A 19,335-nucleotide genomic window follows, 5' to 3' on the forward strand; every position below is an offset into this window, starting at 1 on the left:
GGTCAGGCGAGAAAATCGACCTGAGCTGTATGGCTACTCCGGAATATCGCTGAAGGCGCTGAAGCCGCGCGCCAGGTTGCCGAACTTCACCGTGTCGTCGTGGAAGGCCAGTTTGACGATGCCGATGGGGCCGTGGCGCTGCTTGCCGATGACGACCTCGGCCGTGCCCTTCACCCGGTCCATGTCTTCCTGCCATTTGAGGTGCTCTTCGGAGCCCTCGCGGGGCTCGGCGCGACCCAGGTAGTAGCTCTCGCGATAGACGAACATGACGCAGTCGGCGTCCTGCTCGATCGAGCCGGATTCACGCAGGTCAGAAAGCTGAGGGCGCTTGTCGTCGCGCGACTCGACCTGGCGACTGAGCTGCGACAGGGCGATGATCGGGACGCCCAGTTCCTTGGCAAGGGCCTTCAGGCCGCCGGTGATCTCCGACACCTCCTGCACCCGGTTCTTCTGGCCGTTGCCCTCGCCGACCGTGACCAACTGCAGATAGTCGACGATGATCAGGTCCAGGCCGTGCTCCATGCGCTTCAGGCGTCGGGCGCGGGCGGCCAGCTTGGAGATCGACAGGCCGCCGGTGGCGTCGATGTAGAGGGGGCTCTCGCCGATTTCGATGGCGGCGTCGCGCACCTTGCCGAAGTCCGAGGCGTCGATCTCGCCCTTGCGCAGCTTGTCGGACGACACGCCCGAGGCGTCGGCCAGGATACGCATGGCCAGCTGTTCGGCGCTCATTTCCAGGGAGTAGAAGGCCACGACCCCGCCCGAAACGGTCTTGCGGCCCTCGGGCGTCGGCTCCCACCGATAGCTGCGCGCCACGTTGAAGGCGATGTTGGTGGCCAGGGCGGTCTTTCCCATCGAGGGACGGCCGGCGAGGATCAGCAGGTCGGAGGGATGCAGGCCGCCCAGTTTCTGGTCCAGATCATCCAGGCCGGTGGCCAGGCCCGCCAGTTTGCCGTCGCGCTGGTAGGCCTCGGCCGCCATCTGAACTGCGCCGGACAGGGCATTGGAAAAACTGACGAAGCCAGATGACGGCTGTCCGTTCTCGGCCAGCGAGTAGAGGGTCAGTTCGGCCTGTTCGATCTGGTCAATGGCGGCGCGTTCGGGGTCGGGCGCCTCCTTGATGATGTCGCCGCCGACGCGGATCAGTTCACGCCGCAGCGCCAGATCATAGACCACGCGGGCGTAGTCGGGGGCGTTGGCGCCGGGCGGCGCCCGATCCATCAGGTCTGCGAGATAGCGCAGACCGCCGAACTCGGCGAAGGCCGGATCCTGCTTGAACCGCTCCATCAGGATGGTCGGTTCGGCCAGCAGGCCCTGGCGAATGTGGTCCTCGATGGCGTCGTACAGACGCTGGTGGAACGGTTCGTAGAAATGGGTCCCGCGCAGCCGGTCGCTGAGCCGTTCGAACACGCCGTTGTCGAACATCAGCGCGCCTAGGAGCGCCTGCTCGGCCTCCAGGTTGTGGGGCATGGACGGCACGGCGACGGCGTCAGGGGAGAAGGGGGCGAAGGCGTTCATTTCGGTTAACGCCATAGCCGTTGCATGCTCCTGCGTCAGAGCCGGTCACGGAGATGAACGGGGACAGTTTCGCCGCGCTGTGGACCGTCCGGAATTCCCCTTTTCCGGACATCGGAAGCGGGGCTTCAGCGGCGAGGGCAGGGATAGTTGGCGACCGTCCAGTGACGGACGCCGTCCGCCACGGTCATGGTGCGGCGCTGGGCGGCCGGGATGGCGTTCAGATGGCCCAGGAACTGGCCGCTGTTGATGCTGATCTTCTCCGGCGGACAGGCGGCCGTGGGCCGCCCCGCGGCCATGTCGCGACGCATCGGCTCCAGCACCGCCGTGAAGGCGTTCTGCGATTCGCGCATCAGTCGGCGGGCGTCGGATCGCAGCAGGGCGGTGGGATTCATCGGGATGCGGTTCGCCGTGGTGACGAACTCCTCCAGCGTCATCGGCGGCGGTGAGGCCAGGGCGGCGCCGCTGAACGTCAGCAGGACGAGCGTAGAGGCGAGGAAGAGGCGACGCATCGGCGAGCTCCGAATATCCAGGACGCCAGCTCGGCCGTCCTCTCGCGGCCGAATCAAGGCCGGCAGGCCTGGAAAGAAAAAGGGCGCGTCCCGGAGGACGCGCCCTTGATCGTCTTCATCGAGCCGGAAGGGATCAGGCTTCGAAGCCCAGGCCTTCCTGTTGGCCGGCGCCGCCTTCGATCAGGTCCTGAGCGGCCTGTTCGGCGGCTTCGCGCTCGTCCGAGAACTGGGACGCGATGACGTCCTCGCCCTTGGCCTGACGCTCGGCTTCATCGGCCGAACGCGCGATGTTGATCTTGACCGTGGCGGAGACCTCGGCGTGCAGGCGTACCAGCACTTCGTGGACGCCCAGGGTCTTGATCGCGGTGTTCAGGACGACCTGCGACCGTTCGACCTTGCCGCCTTCGGCGCGGATGGCCTCGGCGACGTCGCGGCCGGCGACCGATCCGTACAGCTGGCCGGTTTCACCAGCCTGGCGGATCATGACGTAGGACTGACCGTCGATCTTGTCGGCGATCTTCTGGGCGTCGGCCTTGTTGCGGTCGTTGCGGGCCTCGATGGCCGCGCGATCCAGTTCGAACTTCTCCAAGTTCTTCGAGGTGGCGCGCAGCGCCTTCTCGCGGGGCAGGAGGAAGTTGCGGGCGAAGCCGTCCTTGACGGTGACGACGTCGCCGATGGCGCCGAGGTTCTCGACGCGTTCAAGCAGAACGACCTTCATCTTACTTCACCACATACGGCAGGAGGGCCAGATAGCGGGCGCGCTTGATGGCCTTGGCCAGTTCGCGCTGCTTCTTCTGAGAAACGGCGGTGATGCGCGAGGGCACGATCTTGCCGCGTTCGGAGATGTAACGCTGCAGCAGCTTCACATCCTTGTAGTCGATCTTCGGCGCACCTTCGCCCGAGAACGGGCAGACCTTGCGGCGACGATAGAACGGACGGCGCGGGCCGGCCGAGGGGTTCACCGGCGTGCCGGGGACGTTGTTGCGGGTGGCGTCAGTCATGATCCCGGCTCTCCTTACGCTTCGACGTCTTCGCGGGGACCGCGTTCACGCTCGCGCTCGCGCTCGCGTTCACGACGGGCCAGCAGCGGCGACAGCTCGAGGTCCAGTTCTTCGACGCGGACGGTCAGCCAGCGCAGGACGTCTTCGTTGATCGACAGCTGACGCTCGACCTCGGCCATGGCGGCCGGAGGGGCGTCGACGGCCAGCAGCGAGTAGTGCGCCTTGCGGTTCTTCTTGACCCGATAGGTCAGGTTGCGCAGGCCCCAGTACTCGATCTTGGCGACCGAACCGCCGCCGGCGACGATCAGGTCCTTGATGGTGTCGTTGAGGGCTTCGGCCTGTTGCGCGCTGATGTCCTGGCGCGTCATGACCGTGTGCTCGTAAAGAGCCATTCGTCATCTCCCTTGGCGGACGTCGGCGTGGACCGGCCGGGGAGCCGATTCACGATGGTTCCTGAGGCGGCGGGACGGACGGTTTCCGGCCCCTTTGGCGTTCCGCATCAGGACCGAAGCCCTGGAAAGCGGGCGCGTATAGGGGAAAAGGCCCGGACTGGCAAGGCCGGAGGCGCTGTTGGCAGCTGTCGAGAAGCCGGGCAGGCTGGCCGGGATGGAGACGCGGCGATGACCGATCAGAATGCAAGTCCGCCGGAGCGGCGCGGCCGCTGGTCGTTGATCGGTCCAGGCATCGTTGTGGCGGCGACGGGCGTGGGGGCCGGCGATCTGGTGGCGACCCTGATCGCCGGATCGCGCTTCGGCTACGCCCTGCTGTGGGCGGCGATAGTGGGGACGTTGCTGAAGATCGCCCTGGCCGAGGCCGTGGGGCGCTGGACCCTGGCCAGCGAGCGCACGGTGTTCGACGGCTGGTCCAGCCTGGGGCGGCCCCTGGTCGGTCGGCTGAACTGGGCGGGCCTGTATTTCGGGGTCTATGTCGTGGTCTGGGGCTTCGTCTACGGAGCGGCGGCCATGACCTCGACGGCCCTGCCGCTGGCGGCGTTGTTTCCCGTTCTGGACCTCAAGGCCTGGGGAATGCTCAGCGGCGTCGCGGGGCTGCTGTTCGTCTGGTTCGGCGGCTACGGCCTGTTCGAAAAGGTCATGACGGCCTTCGTCGGTCTGATGTTCGTGACGGTGGTGAGTCTGGCCGTCCTGGTCGCGCCGGACATTCCGAAGCTGCTGACCGGACTGTGGCCGGCGCTGCCGCAAGGGTCGCTGTTCTACACCCTGGGCCTCATCGGCGGGGTGGGCGGCACCATCACCATGGCGGCCTATGGCTATTGGTTGAACGCCAAGGGGTGGAAGGGCTCGGGCTGGATGGCGACCATGCGGCTGGACAACCGTGTCGCCTATCTGGTGACCGGCGTGTTCGTCATCGCCATGCTGATCGTCGGGGCGGAGTTGCTGCACGCCGCCGGCATCGCCTTGCAGGGCGGCGATCGCGGCCTGCTGGATCTGGACAAGGTGCTGCGTGAACGGTTCGGCGGCCCGGTTTCGGTTCTGTTTCTCGTCGGCTTCTGGGCGACCAGCTTTTCCAGCCTGCTGGGTGTCTGGCAGGGGGTCAGTCTGATGTTCACCGATTTCGTCACCCACGCGCGCGGCCGGGCCGGTGATCCGTCTGCGCGGAGCGAGCGCACCCGGTCGTTCCGCGCCTATGCCCTGTGGCTGACGTTTCCACCGATGATCCTGCTGTTCATGGACCGGCCGTTCGGCCTGATCGTCGCCTATGGCGTCCTGGGCGCGTTGTTCATGCCGTTCCTGGCGGGGACGCTGCTCTGGCTGCTGAACAGCGGGCGCGTGCCGGCTGAATGGCGCAGCGGGTGGCTGTCCAACCTGATGCTGGGCGCGGCGGCCGTTCTGTTCGCTGTCCTGGCGGGGCGCGAACTGATCGGACTGATGAGCTAAAGGCAGAAGGCGACGGCGTCCTGAAGCCAGACCGGGACGCCAAGTCTGAGCCACAGCCAGCCGCCCAGGACGGTGAGGGCGACTCCGCCGACCGCCAGCCAATGTGGCGCGCGCATCTTCATGCCGTCGCTCCGGCGGGCCGGGTCAGCGGCTGTTCACGGATCGGCAGATTGACGGCGGCGGCGAGGAAGGCGAGGGCGATCGAGGCGGCCCAGATCAGGTCGTAGGAGCCGAAGGCGTCGAACGCCAGGCCGCCGCCCCAGGCCCCAAAGAAGGCGCCGACCTGATGACTGAGGAAGACGATCCCGGCCAGGGCCGACAGATGGCGCACGCCATAAATCATGCCGATCAGACCGTTGGTCAGCGGGACGGTCCCCAGCCACAGGAAGCCGAAGGCCGAGGCGAACATCAGGGCGCTGACCGGCGTCAGGGGGACCAACAGGAAGGCGATGATGATGACGCCACGCAGGGCGTAGAGCAGGGCCAGCAGCGCCTTCTTCGAGCCCCTGGAGCCCCACAGGCCCCACAGCCACGACCCGGCGATGTTGAACAGCCCGATCAGAGCCAGGGCCGCCGCGCCGATGCCGGCCGAGAGGCCGCCGTCGCGGATATAGCCCGGCAGATAGGTGCCGACGAAGGCGATGTGGAAGCCGCAGACGAAGAAGCCGGCGTTCAGGCACCAGAAGCTGGGGTGGGCGAAGGCTTCCTTCAGCGCCTGCTTCAGCGGCGGGCCGTCGGCCGCTGTCGCGGCAGGGGGGCGGCCTGACACAGCCGGAGCCAGGGCGACGATGATCGCGATCAGCCCCGCCAGGGCCAGCAGGGCGCCGCGCCAGTCCAGGGCGTCGATCAGGCCTTGAGCCGCCGGCACGACCAGGAACTGGCCCAGAGATCCGCCGGCTGTGACGACGCCGAAGGCCATTGTCCGCTTCTCGGGCGGCACGGCGCGGCCGACGGCGCCCATCATGACCACGAAGGTGATCCCGGTCATCGACAAGCCGACCAACAGGCCCAGTCCGATCATCACGCCAGCGGCGCTGGCCGCTGTGGCCGCGACGATCAGGCCCAGGACGTAGACGGCCGCGCCGACGACCGCCACGCGCCCCGCGCCATGCTTGTCGGCATAGGCGCCGATGAAGGGCTGGGCCAGGCCGAACAGCAGGTTCTGGATCGCCAGGGTCAGGCCGAACATCTGGCGGCCGATCTCCAGATCGAGGCTCAGCGGCGTGAGAAACAGGCCGAAGGCCTGCCGAACGCCCATCGCAAGGGTGACGATCGCGGCGCCGGCGGCGACCATGATCCAGGCCCGGCGGGACAGGGCGGGCGCGGTGTCAGACAAGACGTTCGACCTCGCGCAGCAGGGCGATCAGTTGGTTTCGACGGGTGCCCAGAATGTTGGAGACGCCGGTCTGGGCCCTGGTCCACGCGGGGGTCGCTTCAGCCAGCAGGGCTCGACCCTCTTTGGTCAGGGTCAGGTGCTGACCGCGCAACCCTTCGACCTTGCCGGACGTCAGGGCGCCGGAGCGGATCAGGGGCTGAACGATGCGCCACAGGCCGCTTTTCTCGTGCGCTGTCGCTTCGGCCAGCTCGGCGAGCGTGGGCGTGTTCAGGGCGGCCACGGTCCGAAGGACGCTGAACTGGGTCACGGTGACGCCTGTGGGGGCCAAGGCCTCATCATAGGCGCGGGTCAGGGCGCGGGACGCTCTTCGCAGCCGAGCGCAGACGCAGGGCTGGTTGTCGGAAAGTGATGTTGCTTGCGTCATTGCATATGCAATATTGTTTTCGGATCAGACTGACAAGGCCGGTCGCGGTCGGGTCGCGGGAGGATGACTTGCCCTCGCGTCGGCTTGGGCCTACCCCTCGCGCCCGGAATCAACGGCGTCAGGACGATTTTCATGACCCTCGCACTCCTGTTTCCCGGACAGGGTAGTCAATCGGTCGGCATGGGCGCGGCCCTGGCCGACGCCTTCCCCAGCGCGCGCGAAGTCTTCGCCGAGGTGGACGACGCCCTGGGGCAGAAGCTGTCGATGCTGATGCGCGAGGGGCCCGAAGATCAGCTGACCTTGACCGAGAACGCCCAACCCGCGCTGATGGCTGTGTCGCTGGCGGCGATCCGGGCGTTAGGGGCGGAATTCGGCGTCGATGTGTCGAGGGCCGGCTTTGTCGCGGGCCACTCCCTGGGCGAGTACTCGGCCCTGGCGGCGGCGGGCGCCCTGAGCATCGGGGATACGGCCCGGCTGCTGAAATTGCGCGGGCAGGCCATGCAGCGCGCCGTTCCGGTGGGGCAGGGGGCCATGGCCTCCCTGATCGGCCCGAAGACCGATCTGGCGCTCGCCGAAGCCGCCGCTGTGGCCGGGGCTGAGGTCGGCGTCTGTGTCGTGGCCAATGACAACAACGCCGGCAACATCGTCATCTCCGGCGAGAAGGGGGCCGTGGATCGGGCGATCGAAAAGGCCAAGGAACTCGGCGCGCGGGCGATCCCCCTGAACGTCTCGGCGCCCTTCCATTGCCCGCTGATGCAGCCGGCCGCCGATGAGATGGCTGTCGCTCTGGCCGATGCGAAGATCGTCGCGCCGCTCGTGCCGGTGGTCGCCAATGTCACCGCCCGGCCGGAGAGCGATCCGGAAGCGATCCGTCGCCTGCTGGTCGAGCAGGTCACCGGGCGGGTTCGCTGGCGCGAATCGATGGAATGGCTGGCGACTGAAGGAGCGGTGACCCGTTTCGCCGAGGTCGGCTCGGGCAAGGTGCTGACCGGTATGGCCAAGCGCATCGCGCCGGACGTGGAAAGCATGCCGTTGAACACGCCGGAAGATCTTGAGGCGTTCGCGAAGGGGCTCTGAATATCCGGCGAAAGCCGGATCCGGTTCTCTGGGCGACGAGCATATGAGTTTGCGCAGGAGCGGCGATCCCGGCCATCCTGCGTATGAAAGCACTGGGTCCCGGCTTTCGCCGGGATGAGCGGAGGATGAAATGTTCAATCTCACCGGCAAGACCGCCCTCGTGACCGGGGCGACCGGCGGCATCGGCGGGGCGATCGCCCGGGCGCTGCATGCCCAGGGCGCGACCGTGGTGCTGTCCGGCACGCGCGAAGCGGTGCTCCAGGAGATCGCTTCCGAATTGGGTGAGCGCGCCTTCGTGGCCGCCGCCAACCTGTCGGACGCCGAATCCGTCGACGGGCTGATCGGTCGGGCGGAAGAGGCGGCAGGCGCGCCGCTGGACATCCTGGTGGCCAACGCCGGCATCACCAAGGACGGTCTTCTGATGCGAATGAAGGACGACGACTTCGAGCAGGTCATCAAGGTCAATCTGGAAAGCTATTTCCGCCTGACCCGCGCGGCCATGAAGGGGATGATGAAACGCCGCGCCGGCCGCATCATCGGCGTGACCTCGGTGGTCGGCGTCACGGGCAACCCCGGTCAGACCAACTATTCGGCCTCCAAGGCCGGGATGATCGGCTTTTCCAAGTCGCTGGCCCAGGAGGTCGGCAGCCGGGGAATCACCGTCAACTGCATCGCGCCGGGCTTCATCGCCTCGCCGATGACCGATGTGCTGAACGATCAGCAGCGCGAGACCATCCTGACCAAGATCCCGGCCGGGCGTCTGGGCGCGGGCGAGGAGATCGCCGCCGCCGCCGTCTATCTGGCGTCGGACGAGGCCGCCTATGTGACGGGCCAGACCCTGCATGTGAACGGCGGTATGGCGATGATCTGAGACGGGGTGTGAACGCAACGACCGCGCCGTCGCGGCGTTCACGACCTGCAACAGGCTATTTCAACCCACGGCGGCTGTGCTAAACGCGGCCTCAACGGCGGGTGAAACCGCCGCCGGGGGCTTGCGCCGCCGACCTTGCCGTCATACGGCAGTGATTGAGAAAACCGCCGCCGTTGCGGCATCAGAAGGCAGAGACACCATGTCCGACATCCTCGAACGCGTCCGCAAGATCGTGATCGAACATCTGGACGCCGATCCGGGCAAGGTCACGGAAAAGGCTTCCTTCATCGACGACCTGGGCGCTGACTCGCTCGACAACGTCGAACTGGTCATGGCCTTCGAAGAAGAATTCGACATCGAAATTCCGGACGACGCCGCCGAGCACATCCAGACGGTCGGCGACGCCGTGAAGTTCATCACCGAGAAGACCGCGGGCTAAGCCCGTCGTCAGATCGACGTCACATGATGGCCGCCCGGCCTTCCCTAGCGGAAGGGCTCGGCGGCCATTATTGTTTCTGGTCTTGAGTTAACGGGAGCGCGATTCATGCGGCGCGTCGTCGTCACGGGGCTTGGCCTCGTCACCCCCTTGGGCTGGGGCGTGGAACACAGCTGGAAGGGCATCGTCGAGGGGCGTTCGGGCATCGGTCCGATCACCGGCTTCGACACCACCGGCTATGGCTGCACCATCGCCGGCGAGGTGCCCTCGGTCGACGGGCGCGGCGGCGGCGGCCCTGATGTTCCGGGCAGTTTCGACCCCGACCTGATCATGTCGGCCAAGGACCGGAAGCGCGTAGACGACTTCATCCTGTACGGCATCGCCGCCGCCGATGAGGCGCTGAAGGACGCGGGCTGGACGCCGGAGACCGATGAGGACAAGGAAGCGACCGGGGTCATGATCGGCTCCGGCATCGGCGGCCTTGGCCCCATCGCCGACACCGCCATCGTGCTGAAGGAACAGGGGCCGCGCCGCGTCAGTCCGTTCTTCATCACCTCCGCCCTGATCAATCTGGTCTCGGGGCAGGTGTCGATACGGCATGGGCTCAAGGGCCCGAATCACTCGGTCGTCACCGCCTGCGCCACCGGCGCCCACGCTATCGGCGATGCGGCCCGGATGATCTCGCTGGGCGACGCCGACGTCATGGTCGCGGGCGGCGCCGAGGGTTCGATCGTGCCGATCGGCATCGCCGGGTTCCTGGCGTGCAAGGCTCTGTGCACGGCCTACAACGACACGCCGGAGAAGGCGTCGCGCCCCTATGATCGGGGCCACGCCGGCTTCATCATGGGCGAGGGCGCGGGTGTCGTGGTGCTGGAGGAATACGAGCACGCCAGGGCGCGCGGGGCGAAAATCTACGCCGAGGTCGTGGGCTACGGCATGAGCGGCGACGCCTATCACATCACCGCGCCGTCCGAAGACGGTGAGGGTGGTCTGCGGGCCATGAAGGCGGCGCTGAAGCGGGCCGGATTGCAGCCGACGGACATCGATTACGTCAACACGCACGGCACCTCGACCATGGCCGACTGGATCGAGCTGAAGGCCGTCGAGGGCCTGATGGGCGACCACGCCCCGAACGTCTCGGTGTCCTCGACCAAGTCGATGACGGGGCATCTGCTGGGGGCCGCCGGCGCCATTGAGGCGGTGTTCAGCATCCTGGCCATCCGCGACCAGGTCGTGCCGCCGACGATCAACCTGGATGACCCGGAACATGAAACCGCCATCGATCTGGTCGCCCATACGGCGCGGCCCCGGACGATCGACGTGGCCATGTCCAACAGCTTCGGCTTCGGCGGCACAAACGCCTCGGTGATCTTCAAGAAGGTCGATTGATGACCAAGGCGCCGCGCCCGCCCCGCACGTCCGCCGCGCCGGGCGCCCGACGGGCGCGATCGGGGTTGATGGTCGCCCTGCTGGCGGCCTTCGGCACCTTCAGCCTGTTCCTGATCGCCGCCCTGGCCTGGGGCTGGAGCGTCTATTACGCGCCGGGGCCGTCGGCCCGCAGCGGCGACGCGACCATCGTCACCCTGCCGTCCGGTTCGGGCGTCTCGGCCATCGCGGCGACGCTGAAGGAGGCGGGCGTCATCCGGTCGATCGACATGTTCAAGGCGGCGGCGACCCTGACCGGGGCCGACCGGCGTCTGCGCGCCGGCGAATACCAGGTCGACAGCCGCACCTCCCTGCGCGGCGTGCTGAAGTTGCTGACCGACGGCCGTGTCGTGCGCCACTATGTGACCATCCCCGAAGGCTGGTCGTCGGCTCAGGCCGTGGATATCCTGAACGCCAAGGACATCCTGACCGGCGCGGTTCAGGTTCCGGAAGAAGGGAGCCTGTGGCCCGACACCTATGAGGTGTCGCGCGGAGAGAGCCGCGCCGCCGTCATTGCGCGCATGCAGGCCGCCATGGACCGCAATCTGGAGAGCCTGTGGGCGCAGCGCAGTCCCATGACCGTCGTCCGCTCGCCGGAAGAGGCGATCATTCTGGCCTCCATCGTGGAGAAGGAGACCGGAGTCGCCGCCGAGCGCCCGCGCGTGGCCGCCGTCTTTTCCAATCGCATTCGATTGGGCATGCGGCTGGAGAGCGATCCGACCATCGTCTACGGCCTGACCAAGGGGCGGCCGCTGGGGCGCGGCATCCGGCAGTCCGAACTGGCGCGCGACACGGGCTACAACACCTATCTGATCTCCGGCCTGCCGCCGACGGCCATCGCCAATCCCGGCAAGGACGCCATCGCCGCCGTCCTCAACCCGCCGCGCAGCGAAGACCTGTTCTTCGTCGCCGACGGCACGGGAGGCCACGCCTTCGCCAGCACCTTCGACGAGCACCTGGCCAATGTCGCCCGCTGGCGCGAGATCGAACGGCAGAGGGCGGGGGCGACGCCGGGGGCCGCAGCGCCGGCCGTCCCGCCGGTTCAGGCGCCGCCGCCGGATGCACCGGCGCAGGGCGAGGCGATCATCACCCTGAACACGCCCGCAGGCGGGCGCTAGGATGTCGTCGCGCCTCTCGGGCATGACCGGGTTCGCGCGGGCGGACGGAGCGGCCGAAGGCTGGACGTGGTCGGTTGAAGCGCGGTCGGTGAACGGCCGGTCTCTCGAAGTCCGCTTTCGCGGGCCGCCGGGATTTGATGGACTGGAGCGCACGGCGAAAAGGTCGGCGCAGGCGCGTTTGCATCGCGGACAGGTTAATCTGGGGCTGCAGGCCCGGCGCGCCGCGTCGGGCGGCGCGGACATCCGCATCGATGAGGGCCTGCTGGACCGGTACCTCGAACTGGCCAATCATCTGGCGGAGCGCGGCGCCGTGCCTCCGTCGGCGGATGGTCTGCTCGCCCTGCGCGGCGTGGTCGAGGCCGGTGAGGATGATCTCGATACCGAGGCCCGCGAGCGGCTGGAAATGGCCATGGCCGAGACGCTGGACCAGGCCCTTGCAGCCCTGAAGACGTCACGCGACGCCGAAGGCGCGGCCCTGGCGCCCGTCATCGTCGGCTTCATTGACCGGATCGAGACTCTGACCGCTCAGGCCGAGACGGAAGCCGGGACCCAGGTCGAGGCGATCCGGGCGCGATTCGCCCGCCGCATGGCGGAACTGGCGCCCGAGGCGCCCGGTCTGGACGAGCGGATCGTGCTGGAGGCCGCCGCCCTGGCGACCAAGGCCGACGTGCGCGAGGAACTGGACCGGCTGACGGCTCACGTCGCCTCTGCGCGGGCCCTGTTGCAGCAAGCCCCCGCCGGACGAAAACTCGACTTCCTGATGCAGGAATTCATGAGGGAGGCGAACACCCTCTGTTCGAAATCGGCTACCACCGCGCTCACGGGAATCGGCCTGGAGCTGAAGGCCGTCATCGAGCAACTGCGCGAACAGGTTCAGAATGTCGAATGAGCGTACGCCCCGCCGTGGCGTCCTGCTGATCGTGGCCAGCCCTTCGGGCGCGGGCAAGACGTCGTTGTGCCGCCGCCTGATGGCGGACCACAAGAACCTAGAGCTGTCGGTCTCCATGACCACGCGCGGCATCCGGCCGGGCGAGGTGGACGGCCGCGACTACAACTTCGTCAGCCGTGAAGAGTTCGACCGACTGGTCGCCGCCGACGCATTTCTCGAATGGGCCGATGTCCACGGCAATTGTTACGGCTCCCCGCGCGCGCCGGTGGACCGCGCCTTGGCCGAAGGGCGGGACGTTCTGTTCGACATCGACTGGCAGGGCGCGCGCGATGTGGCGGAGAAATGCCCCGGCGACGCCGTGCGGGTCTTCATCCTGCCCCCAAGCCTGGCCGAATTGCGTCGTCGCCTCGTCACGCGGTCTCAGGACTCCGAGGATGTGATCGAGCGCCGGGTTGCCAACGCCAAGGGCGAAATCGAGCATTGCGGCGAGTTCGATTACATCCTGGTCAATGAGGATTTCGACCGATCCTACGCCGATCTGGCGCACGTCTATCATGCGGAACGCACGCGTCGCGAGCGCAACCTGTGGGTCGACGACTACAAGGCGGCTCTGCTGCGAGAGGTGGTCTGAGGACGCTCTTCCCCTTCCTCCACGGAAGGATTCACGAAATCTTGGCCGTTGGTCCCGTACGCGTTCTGGCGTGAGGGTAATCATGCGTTTTCCGGACGACGCCGCGCCGCACCTGAGCATCAGCGCCAGGGAGCGCGCTCGCCAGATTCCGGTTCGTGTCTTTCTGGCCGGGCTGATGGCTGCGGCTCTGCATCAGGTCGGGCTGGGCGCCTGGATGGGGGCGTGGGCCGCCGCGTTCCTTGCGGTTCAGGGATTCGAGATCTGGGCGCTGGCGCCCTTCCGAAAGCATATGGAGACGGTCGGCCGCGCGCGCGGCGTCTGTGCGATAGCCTCGACCACACTGATGGCCCTGTTGCATGCAGCGGTCGCCCTTGTGATCTGGGCCGTCGGGGACGCCGTGCCCGCCACGCTCGCGGTGATGATCCTGGCGGGCGGCCTGCTGACCAATGTCGCCTCGGGCATCGGTTCGCGAGCCGTGTTCCTTATCGGTGGCGGGCCTTATCTCGCCGCTATCGCCCTGATGCCCGTGATCAAGGCGGTGGACGGCGATTTCGCCGATGTGGCGCTGATGACCGGATGCGGCCTGCTGTTCGTGGGCGCCATCCTGAACGTCTATGGTCGTGTCTACGGGGCCCGTCGGGCGGAGCTCGACGCGCGAACCTCGGCCGAGGAGCGGCTGGAGCAGGCCCAAGCCGCGATGGCGGATCGCGCCGCCATGGCCGCCATCGTCAGCCACGAACTCCGCACCCCCGTCAGCGCCATCCTCGCCGGCGCCCATGTGATCCGGCAGAGCGAGACCCCCGACCGGATTCCTGAAACCGCCGATCTGATCATCGACGCCGGTCGTCTGATGACGGGAATGCTCAACGACCTGCTGGACCATTCCAAGATGGAAGCCGGAGCGATGTCGTTCGAAAGTCGGGATTTCGAACTGAACGGCTTCCTGCGTGAGGCGGCCCAGTTCTGGGCCGCGCCGGCCCAGGAGAAGGGTCTGACCCTTATCAGCCCGTCGATGGGAGAGCCGATCTGGCTGCGGGGAGACCCGTTCCGTCTGCGCCAGATCATCAACAACCTGATCTCCAATGCGATCAAGTTCACCGCTGAGGGCGAGGTCCGGCTGGACGCAGATCTGGGTGACGGCGGGGCCGGGATGCGCCGCCTGACGCTGACGGTGGCCGATCAGGGCCGCGGCATCGCGCCGGAGGCGATGCAGCGCTTGTTTTCGCCCTTCGCCCAGGGCTCGGCCGAAGTCGCCCGGACTTATGGCGGGACGGGACTGGGGCTGACGGTGAGCCGGGATCTGGCGCGCGCCATGGGCGGCGACCTGACCGCCGCGAGCGAGGAGGGGCGAGGCGCCGTCTTCTCCCTGTCGCTGGTCCTGCCGGAAGGCGTGCCGGTGGAGGCGACCGACGACGAGGTCATGGCGCCCGCGCCGGAGCGACGCCTGAAGATTCTTGCGGTCGACGACCATGAGATCAACCGCCGCACCCTTGCTCTGGTGCTACAGCCACTGGATGTCGATCTGTCCATGGCGTCCGACGGCCATCTGGCGCTGGATCTGCTGGCGGCCCAGCCGTTCGATGTGGTGCTGATGGACGTCAACATGCCAGGCATTGACGGCCTGGAGACGACGCGTCGTCTTCGTCAGTCCGCCGGCGTGAACGCCGCTGTGCCGGTGATCGGCTTCAGCGCGGCAACCGAGCCCGCGCATGTCCAGGCCTGCCTGGCCGCGGGGATGACCGACTGGCTGGCCAAGCCGTTGGAGCCGAAGAGGTTGTATGAGGCCCTGCACCGGGCCAGTCGCGCGCCCTTGGCCTCTGACGTCGCCGCCTGAGTTCAGGCGAGAGCCGCGAACCAGGGACGCATCCGTTCCAGAGCCTCTCGCACCTCGGCGGTGGACACCGCGAAGCTGAAGCGCATGAAGCGGTGGCCGTTGACGGGGTCGAAGTCCACCCCGGGTGCGGTCGCCACCCCCGTGTCGCGCAGCAGGCGTTCGCAGAAGGCCAGGCTGTCGTCGGTCAGGTGGCCGATGTCGGCCCAGATGTAGAAGGCCCCGTCCGGCGGCGCGATCGACCGCAGACCGAGAGCCGGCAGAGCCTCCAACATCAACTGCCGATTGGCGCGATAGGTGGCGATGTGACCCTGGAGCACGTCGTCGCTGTCCATGGCGGCCAGGCCCGCATGCTGCGCCAGGCTGGGAGGGGTCAGGAACAGATTGCCGATCAGCGCCCGCACCGTCTCGATGCGGTCGTCCGGGACGAGCACCCATCCGAGCCGCCAGCCCGCCATGCTCCAGTATTTCGAGAAGCTGTTGATGACGGTGGCGTCCGGCGCGAACTCCAGCATCGAAGGCGTCGATCCGGCGTAGGTCAGACCGTGATAGATCTCGTCGGAGACGACGCCGATATTCCGCCGACGACAGACCTCGGCGATCGCCGCCAGTTCATCCGGCGGAATGATCGAGCCCGTAGGGTTGGCCGGGCTGGCGATGATGACGCCGTCCGGCGGGGGCTCCAGCGCCTCGAGCGCCGCGGCCGTGAGCTGAAACCGCTCTGACGGCCCGCAGTCGATCTCGACGGGCGTCATATGCAGGGCGCGCACGGTGTTGCGGTAGGCGACATAGCCGGGGCGGGCCATGGCGATCCGGGCGCCCGGCCGGAACCGGCTCGACAGGGCCAGAACCAGGGCCGGAGAGGCGCCGCAGGTCAGGAACAGCCGCTCGGGCGCGACGTCCAGATCGTGACGGTCGCGATACAGCCGGGCGATCCGCGCCTTCAGCGGGGCGCTTTCCCAATAGCCCATGCCGTCCGCGTCCAGCACCTGATGTGCCACGGCGATGGCGGTGGGCGGCGCGCCCGTCGAAGGCTGGCCGAACTCCATATGGATGATCGAACGGCCCTGGCCCTTCAGCTCATGGGCGATGCGCGACAGGCCGATGGCGCGGAAAGGTTCGACGTCTGTGGTCACGCGCTGCGCTCCTGTCTGTCCAGAGCGTCCGCCAGACGCAGAAATCCGTCCAGGTCGATGACTTCGGCGCGAGCGTCCGGTTCGATGCCTGCCGCCTCGCACAAAGCCGCGCCGCCGAGTTGTTTCAGGCTGGATCGCAGCATCTTGCGTCGCTGGCCGAAGGCGGCGGCGGTGATGCGTTCAAGCCGTTTCAACGTCGCGGCGTCGGGCGTTTCGGCGTGGGGAACGAGATGCACGACCGCGGAGGCCACCTTGGGCGGCGGCGTGAAGGCGGCGGCGGGCAGGTGCATGACGATCCGGGCTTCGCAGACGGCCTGGCTGATGACCGCCAATCGGCCGTAAGCGTCGTCGCCCGGTGCAGCCACGACCCGTTCGGCGACCTCTTTCTGGAACATCAGGGTCAGGGCATGCGGGCGCCACGGCCCCGTCAGCCATTTGATCAGCAGGGCCGTGCCGACATTGTACGGCAGATTGGACACCAGGTGCGCCGGCCCGGTGGCCAGTTCGGCCTCGCGCACCTTAAGGGCGTCACCCTCGACGATCGACAGCCGGCCCGACCCGTCGTCGAGCTCGTTCAGGAGTGGGATGAAACGTGGATCCTTCTCGACCAGGATCACGGGCCCGGCGTCGCTTTCTAGCAGGGCGCGGGTCAGGCCGCCGGGACCGGGGCCGACCTCGATCACGGCCCGGCCGTCGAACGGTCCGGCGAAACGCGCGATCTTCCGCGTGACATTCAGGTCCAGCAGGAAATGCTGGCCGAAACTCTTCCTGGCCAGCAGGCCATGGGCCTCCAGCGATTCGCGGATGGGGGGCAGATCGTGCGTCACCCGGACGGTCTAGCCCGCCGCGCGGCCCGCCGCCATCTCGCCCGCCATGCGGATCGCGGCGATCAGGCTGTCAGGGCGAGCGACACCCTTGCCCGCGATGTCGAAGCCTGTCCCGTGGTCAGGCGAGGTCCGGACGATCGGCAGGCCAAGGCTGACGTTGACGCCGCCCCAGAAGTCCAAGGTCTTGACCGGGATCAGGGCCTGATCGTGGTACATGCACAGGACGGCGTCATAGGTCGCGCGCGCCTCGTCATGAAACAGGGTGTCGGCGGGCCTGGGATCGGTGATGTCGATCCCTTCGGCCCTGAGGTCCTCAGCAGCAGGGCTCAGCACCTCGATCTCCTGAAGTCCCAGGGCCCCTCCCTCGCCGGCATGCGGGTTCAGTGCCGCCATGGCCAGGCGGGGTTGTGCGATGGCGAAGTCGCGCTTCAGCGCCTCATGGACCACGCGGGCCGTGCGCCGCACCCGCTCTGAGGTGACCAGTTGTGGAGCCTGGTCCAGCGCGACGTGGATGGTCACCAGACAGGCCCGCAGATCTCGCGCCGTCAGCATCATCACCGGACCGCGCACGCCGTTGAATGGGACATCTGCGGTCAGTTCGGCGATGAACTCGGTGTGGCCCGGAAACCGGAAGCCGGCCGCGTAGAGCGGCGCCTTGGCGATGGGCGCGGTCACCAGACCTGAGGCCTGACCGCCCAGCACCAGGTCTACGCCGGTCTCGATCCAGTCGGCCACGGTCGGCGCATTGGCGGGGTCAGGACGACCGGGCGTCACAGCGGCGGGCAGCGGACGGTCGATGACGGGCAGGGCGGTTCTGCCGACGGACGTGGCCTCGGAAGGCTCCATGACCGTCTGAACCGGGGCATGATCCGCCAGCACGCCGGCGTCGCCGACCACGGCGAAGGGGAGGTCGTCCCGCAGGGCGCGCCAGGCTGCGGCGACGATTTCGGGTCCCACGCCCGCCGGCTCGCCCAGGCTGACGACCAGCGGGCGCAGCGAGCCGGTCATCAGGTCACTTCTGCTCAATCAGGGCGTCGGCCCGGAGGTCGCGGATATAGCGGCGCGCCAGCATCGACAGGTTCTGGTTCTGCAGCCGGTTTTCGACCTGCTGGAAGGTCGGCACGTCCGGTCCGCCGACGCGACGGCCGCAGACGGCGACCAGGTGCAGACCCAGCGGCGTGCGGACGGGAGCGCTGATCGCGCCGACTTCGGCCGTCCGGGCGATCTGCTGGAACTGCGGCGCCAGATCGCCGATGTCGCTCTCGCCCAGATCTCCGCCGAGCAACCCCTGTTCGGAGGTGGCGCGCGCCAGCATGGTGTCGCAGGTGATCTGGGATCGCAGGCCTTCCAGCCGGGCGGTGGCCGCCGCGATCTGCTCCGGCGTCGCGGACTCCGGCGTCTCGATCATGATCTGCTTCATCTGAACCAGATTGCTGGCCGCGCCGTCGCGCTTGTCGCGCATGTACAGGATGTAGACGCCGCCATCGACGACGATCGGCCGCGACAACTGACCGGCCTCGAGCTGGTCCATCGCCTGTTGGAGCGCCGGCGCCACCGAGCCCTGAACCAGCCACCCGGCGTCGCCGCCACGCTGGGCGGTCGGGGCGTCGGAGAATTGCTCGGCGACCGCCTGGAAGGGCGCGCCCTGGATCATCTGGTTCACCAGTTGCTGGGCGCCGTCATAGGTCGCCTGCGGCCCGCCGTGCTTGGCGGATTCCAGGTAGATTTCCCCGACGAGATACTGGGGCTTGGACGCGGCTTCGGTCAGTTGCCGCAACGTCTGCTCGACCTGTCCGCGCGACACCTTGCTGCGCGCGTTGAAGCGTCCGCCGACCAGGGCGCGCCAGGCGATTTCCGTTCGGATCTGCTCGCGCAGGGTTGCGATGCGAATGCCGCCCTGCTCCAGGAAGGCCAGGAAGTTGGCGACCGAAGTGCCGGCGCCCTGAGCCATGCTGGCGATTTCTTCGTCGACCTCCTCGTCCGAGATCACCAGATCCTTGTAGTTCCGCAGTTCCTGGCGTTGAAGATGCTCGTCGATGAGGGCGTTCAGGGCCTGCCGCTGGATCTGAGGCAGGTTTTCCTGCGTCGGTTGCAACTGGCTCATGGCGATGATCGACAGCATGCGTTGACGCAGGTCGAAGCTGGAGATGACCTCGTCATTGACGGTCATCACGATGCCTTCGGTGAGAGTGAACTGGCTTTCAGCCTGGGCGGGACGCGCCGCCGATTCAGCGGCTGGATCCAGGGCGCCTGCGGCCACCCCCTGCTGCTGCGGCGGCGCAGCCTGAGCCAGGGCCGAGCCCGCGACCAGAGCGGCCGCCGCGACGCCCATCGAAAAACGCTTCAAACCCATATTCAGTCCCGGTTCCTCAAAAGGCCCTTCGCTCGACCCGATCTCGGGGAGACGACGCCCC

Annotated in this window: 21 protein-coding genes; 9 read left to right on the plus strand and 12 right to left on the minus strand. The window is 67.6% G+C overall.

What is annotated here, in order from left to right; genetic code table 11:
* Positions 1 to 33: 33 nt before the first annotated feature.
* The 5 genes from ACO2Q1_RS03665 to rpsF form a co-directional block, all read right to left on the minus strand.
* Positions 34 to 1,515, minus strand: a complete 1,482-nt coding sequence (locus tag ACO2Q1_RS03665) for a replicative DNA helicase (RefSeq protein WP_423328245.1) — start codon at positions 1,513 to 1,515, stop codon at positions 34 to 36.
* A gap of 125 nt (positions 1,516 to 1,640) precedes the next feature.
* On the minus strand, positions 1,641 to 2,024 hold the full coding sequence (locus tag ACO2Q1_RS03670) for a hypothetical protein (protein WP_423328188.1): 384 nt from the start codon (positions 2,022 to 2,024) through the stop codon (positions 1,641 to 1,643).
* Positions 2,025 to 2,157: 133 nt separating this feature from the next.
* Positions 2,158 to 2,742: a 50S ribosomal protein L9 gene (gene rplI, locus ACO2Q1_RS03675; protein ID WP_423328189.1), complete on the minus strand. Its 585-nt coding sequence runs from the start codon at positions 2,740 to 2,742 to the stop codon at positions 2,158 to 2,160.
* Position 2,743: 1 nt separating this feature from the next.
* Positions 2,744 to 3,025: a 30S ribosomal protein S18 gene (gene rpsR / locus ACO2Q1_RS03680; RefSeq protein ID WP_423328190.1), complete on the minus strand. Its 282-nt coding sequence runs from the start codon at positions 3,023 to 3,025 to the stop codon at positions 2,744 to 2,746.
* A gap of 14 nt (positions 3,026 to 3,039) precedes the next feature.
* Entirely contained in the window at positions 3,040 to 3,417 is a 378-nt protein-coding gene (gene rpsF / locus ACO2Q1_RS03685) for a 30S ribosomal protein S6 (RefSeq protein ID WP_423328191.1), read from the minus strand.
* Between the two features lie 228 nt (positions 3,418 to 3,645).
* Between rpsF and ACO2Q1_RS03690 the strand changes: the two genes are divergently transcribed.
* Positions 3,646 to 4,920: an Nramp family divalent metal transporter gene (locus ACO2Q1_RS03690; protein ID WP_423328192.1), complete on the plus strand. Its 1,275-nt coding sequence runs from the start codon at positions 3,646 to 3,648 to the stop codon at positions 4,918 to 4,920.
* Here the strand turns inward: ACO2Q1_RS03690 and ACO2Q1_RS03695 are convergent.
* The 3 genes from ACO2Q1_RS03695 to ACO2Q1_RS03705 are packed head-to-tail and all read right to left on the minus strand — an operon-like array spanning position 4,917 to position 6,584.
* On the minus strand, positions 4,917 to 5,042 hold the full coding sequence (locus ACO2Q1_RS03695; protein WP_423328193.1) for a hypothetical protein: 126 nt from the start codon (positions 5,040 to 5,042) through the stop codon (positions 4,917 to 4,919). The two genes, ACO2Q1_RS03690 and ACO2Q1_RS03695, sit on opposite strands and share 4 nt — an antisense overlap.
* Positions 5,039 to 6,256: an MFS transporter gene (locus tag ACO2Q1_RS03700; protein ID WP_423328194.1), complete on the minus strand. Its 1,218-nt coding sequence runs from the start codon at positions 6,254 to 6,256 to the stop codon at positions 5,039 to 5,041. The genes ACO2Q1_RS03695 and ACO2Q1_RS03700 overlap by 4 nt, the downstream gene beginning before the upstream one ends.
* The gene (locus tag ACO2Q1_RS03705; RefSeq protein ID WP_423328195.1) at positions 6,249 to 6,584 is read right to left on the minus strand and encodes a MarR family winged helix-turn-helix transcriptional regulator; all 336 of its coding nucleotides are present in this window, start codon (positions 6,582 to 6,584) and stop codon (positions 6,249 to 6,251) included. The genes ACO2Q1_RS03700 and ACO2Q1_RS03705 overlap by 8 nt, the downstream gene beginning before the upstream one ends.
* A 228-nt stretch (positions 6,585 to 6,812) precedes the next feature.
* Between ACO2Q1_RS03705 and fabD the strand changes: the two genes are divergently transcribed.
* The 8 genes from fabD to ACO2Q1_RS03745 all read left to right on the plus strand — a co-directional run bounded on the left by fabD (position 6,813) and on the right by ACO2Q1_RS03745 (position 14,961).
* Positions 6,813 to 7,757 (plus strand): ACP S-malonyltransferase, encoded by a 945-nt coding sequence (gene fabD, locus ACO2Q1_RS03710; protein WP_423328196.1) that lies wholly within the window; start codon positions 6,813 to 6,815, stop codon positions 7,755 to 7,757.
* Between the two features lie 130 nt (positions 7,758 to 7,887).
* Positions 7,888 to 8,628, plus strand: coding sequence for a 3-oxoacyl-[acyl-carrier-protein] reductase (gene fabG / locus ACO2Q1_RS03715; RefSeq protein WP_423328197.1), 741 nt, complete (start codon positions 7,888 to 7,890; stop codon positions 8,626 to 8,628).
* A gap of 199 nt (positions 8,629 to 8,827) precedes the next feature.
* A complete protein-coding gene (locus ACO2Q1_RS03720; protein ID WP_423328198.1) occupies positions 8,828 to 9,067 on the plus strand; it encodes an acyl carrier protein in 240 nt (79 codons plus the stop codon).
* 105 nt (positions 9,068 to 9,172) lie between these two features.
* On the plus strand, positions 9,173 to 10,453 hold the full coding sequence (gene fabF / locus ACO2Q1_RS03725) for a beta-ketoacyl-ACP synthase II (protein ID WP_423328199.1): 1,281 nt from the start codon (positions 9,173 to 9,175) through the stop codon (positions 10,451 to 10,453).
* Entirely contained in the window at positions 10,453 to 11,607 is a 1,155-nt protein-coding gene (gene mltG / locus ACO2Q1_RS03730) for an endolytic transglycosylase MltG (RefSeq protein ID WP_423328200.1), read from the plus strand. Before fabF ends, mltG begins: the two co-directional genes overlap by 1 nt.
* 1 nt (position 11,608) lies before the next feature.
* Positions 11,609 to 12,496 carry a YicC/YloC family endoribonuclease gene (locus tag ACO2Q1_RS03735; protein ID WP_423328201.1) on the plus strand — a complete coding sequence of 296 codons (888 nt, stop codon included), beginning with the start codon at positions 11,609 to 11,611 and terminating at the stop codon, positions 12,494 to 12,496.
* Positions 12,486 to 13,127, plus strand: a complete 642-nt coding sequence (gene gmk, locus ACO2Q1_RS03740; RefSeq protein ID WP_423328202.1) for a guanylate kinase — start codon at positions 12,486 to 12,488, stop codon at positions 13,125 to 13,127. Before ACO2Q1_RS03735 ends, gmk begins: the two co-directional genes overlap by 11 nt.
* Before the next feature lie 82 nt (positions 13,128 to 13,209).
* A complete protein-coding gene (locus tag ACO2Q1_RS03745) occupies positions 13,210 to 14,961 on the plus strand; it encodes an ATP-binding protein (protein ID WP_423328203.1) in 1,752 nt (583 codons plus the stop codon).
* A gap of 2 nt (positions 14,962 to 14,963) precedes the next feature.
* On the opposite strand, the gene ACO2Q1_RS03750 is transcribed toward ACO2Q1_RS03745, so the two are convergent.
* From ACO2Q1_RS03750 to ACO2Q1_RS03765, 4 genes are read right to left on the minus strand one after another with little or no spacing between them, the layout of a single operon-like run.
* A complete protein-coding gene (locus ACO2Q1_RS03750) occupies positions 14,964 to 16,094 on the minus strand; it encodes a pyridoxal phosphate-dependent aminotransferase (RefSeq protein ID WP_423328204.1) in 1,131 nt (376 codons plus the stop codon).
* Positions 16,091 to 16,921 (minus strand): 16S rRNA (adenine(1518)-N(6)/adenine(1519)-N(6))-dimethyltransferase RsmA, encoded by an 831-nt coding sequence (gene rsmA / locus ACO2Q1_RS03755; protein ID WP_423328205.1) that lies wholly within the window; start codon positions 16,919 to 16,921, stop codon positions 16,091 to 16,093. Before rsmA ends, ACO2Q1_RS03750 begins: the two co-directional genes overlap by 4 nt.
* Positions 16,922 to 16,930: 9 nt before the next feature.
* Positions 16,931 to 17,929 (minus strand): 4-hydroxythreonine-4-phosphate dehydrogenase PdxA, encoded by a 999-nt coding sequence (gene pdxA, locus ACO2Q1_RS03760; protein WP_423328206.1) that lies wholly within the window; start codon positions 17,927 to 17,929, stop codon positions 16,931 to 16,933.
* Positions 17,930 to 17,933: 4 nt separating this feature from the next.
* Entirely contained in the window at positions 17,934 to 19,274 is a 1,341-nt protein-coding gene (locus tag ACO2Q1_RS03765; protein ID WP_423328207.1) for a peptidylprolyl isomerase, read from the minus strand.
* Positions 19,275 to 19,335 lie beyond the last annotated feature (61 nt).

Source organism: Brevundimonas sp. VNH65, from assembly GCF_049445955.1.
GTDB lineage: Bacteria > Pseudomonadota > Alphaproteobacteria > Caulobacterales > Caulobacteraceae > Brevundimonas.

Bases quoted from the DNA above. Each gene is read 5' to 3' on its own strand.
- ACO2Q1_RS03665 (WP_423328245.1), bottom strand. From the start codon at position 1,515: ATGAACGCCTTCGCCCCCTTCTCCCCTGACGCCGTCGCCGTGCCGTCC.
- ACO2Q1_RS03670 (WP_423328188.1), bottom strand. From the start codon at position 2,024: ATGCGTCGCCTCTTCCTCGCCTCTACGCTCGTCCTGCTGACGTTCAGC.
- rplI (WP_423328189.1), bottom strand. From the start codon at position 2,742: ATGAAGGTCGTTCTGCTTGAACGCGTCGAGAACCTCGGCGCCATCGGC.
- rpsR (WP_423328190.1), bottom strand. From the start codon at position 3,025: ATGACTGACGCCACCCGCAACAACGTCCCCGGCACGCCGGTGAACCCC.
- rpsF (WP_423328191.1), bottom strand. From the start codon at position 3,417: ATGGCTCTTTACGAGCACACGGTCATGACGCGCCAGGACATCAGCGCG.
- ACO2Q1_RS03690 (WP_423328192.1), top strand. From the start codon at position 3,646: ATGACCGATCAGAATGCAAGTCCGCCGGAGCGGCGCGGCCGCTGGTCG.
- ACO2Q1_RS03695 (WP_423328193.1), bottom strand. From the start codon at position 5,042: ATGAAGATGCGCGCGCCACATTGGCTGGCGGTCGGCGGAGTCGCCCTC.
- fabD (WP_423328196.1), top strand. From the start codon at position 6,813: ATGACCCTCGCACTCCTGTTTCCCGGACAGGGTAGTCAATCGGTCGGC.
- fabG (WP_423328197.1), top strand. From the start codon at position 7,888: ATGTTCAATCTCACCGGCAAGACCGCCCTCGTGACCGGGGCGACCGGC.
- ACO2Q1_RS03720 (WP_423328198.1), top strand. From the start codon at position 8,828: ATGTCCGACATCCTCGAACGCGTCCGCAAGATCGTGATCGAACATCTG.
- fabF (WP_423328199.1), top strand. From the start codon at position 9,173: ATGCGGCGCGTCGTCGTCACGGGGCTTGGCCTCGTCACCCCCTTGGGC.
- mltG (WP_423328200.1), top strand. From the start codon at position 10,453: ATGACCAAGGCGCCGCGCCCGCCCCGCACGTCCGCCGCGCCGGGCGCC.
- ACO2Q1_RS03735 (WP_423328201.1), top strand. From the start codon at position 11,609: ATGTCGTCGCGCCTCTCGGGCATGACCGGGTTCGCGCGGGCGGACGGA.
- gmk (WP_423328202.1), top strand. From the start codon at position 12,486: ATGTCGAATGAGCGTACGCCCCGCCGTGGCGTCCTGCTGATCGTGGCC.
- ACO2Q1_RS03745 (WP_423328203.1), top strand. From the start codon at position 13,210: ATGCGTTTTCCGGACGACGCCGCGCCGCACCTGAGCATCAGCGCCAGG.
- pdxA (WP_423328206.1), bottom strand. From the start codon at position 17,929: ATGACCGGCTCGCTGCGCCCGCTGGTCGTCAGCCTGGGCGAGCCGGCG.
- ACO2Q1_RS03765 (WP_423328207.1), bottom strand. From the start codon at position 19,274: ATGGGTTTGAAGCGTTTTTCGATGGGCGTCGCGGCGGCCGCTCTGGTC.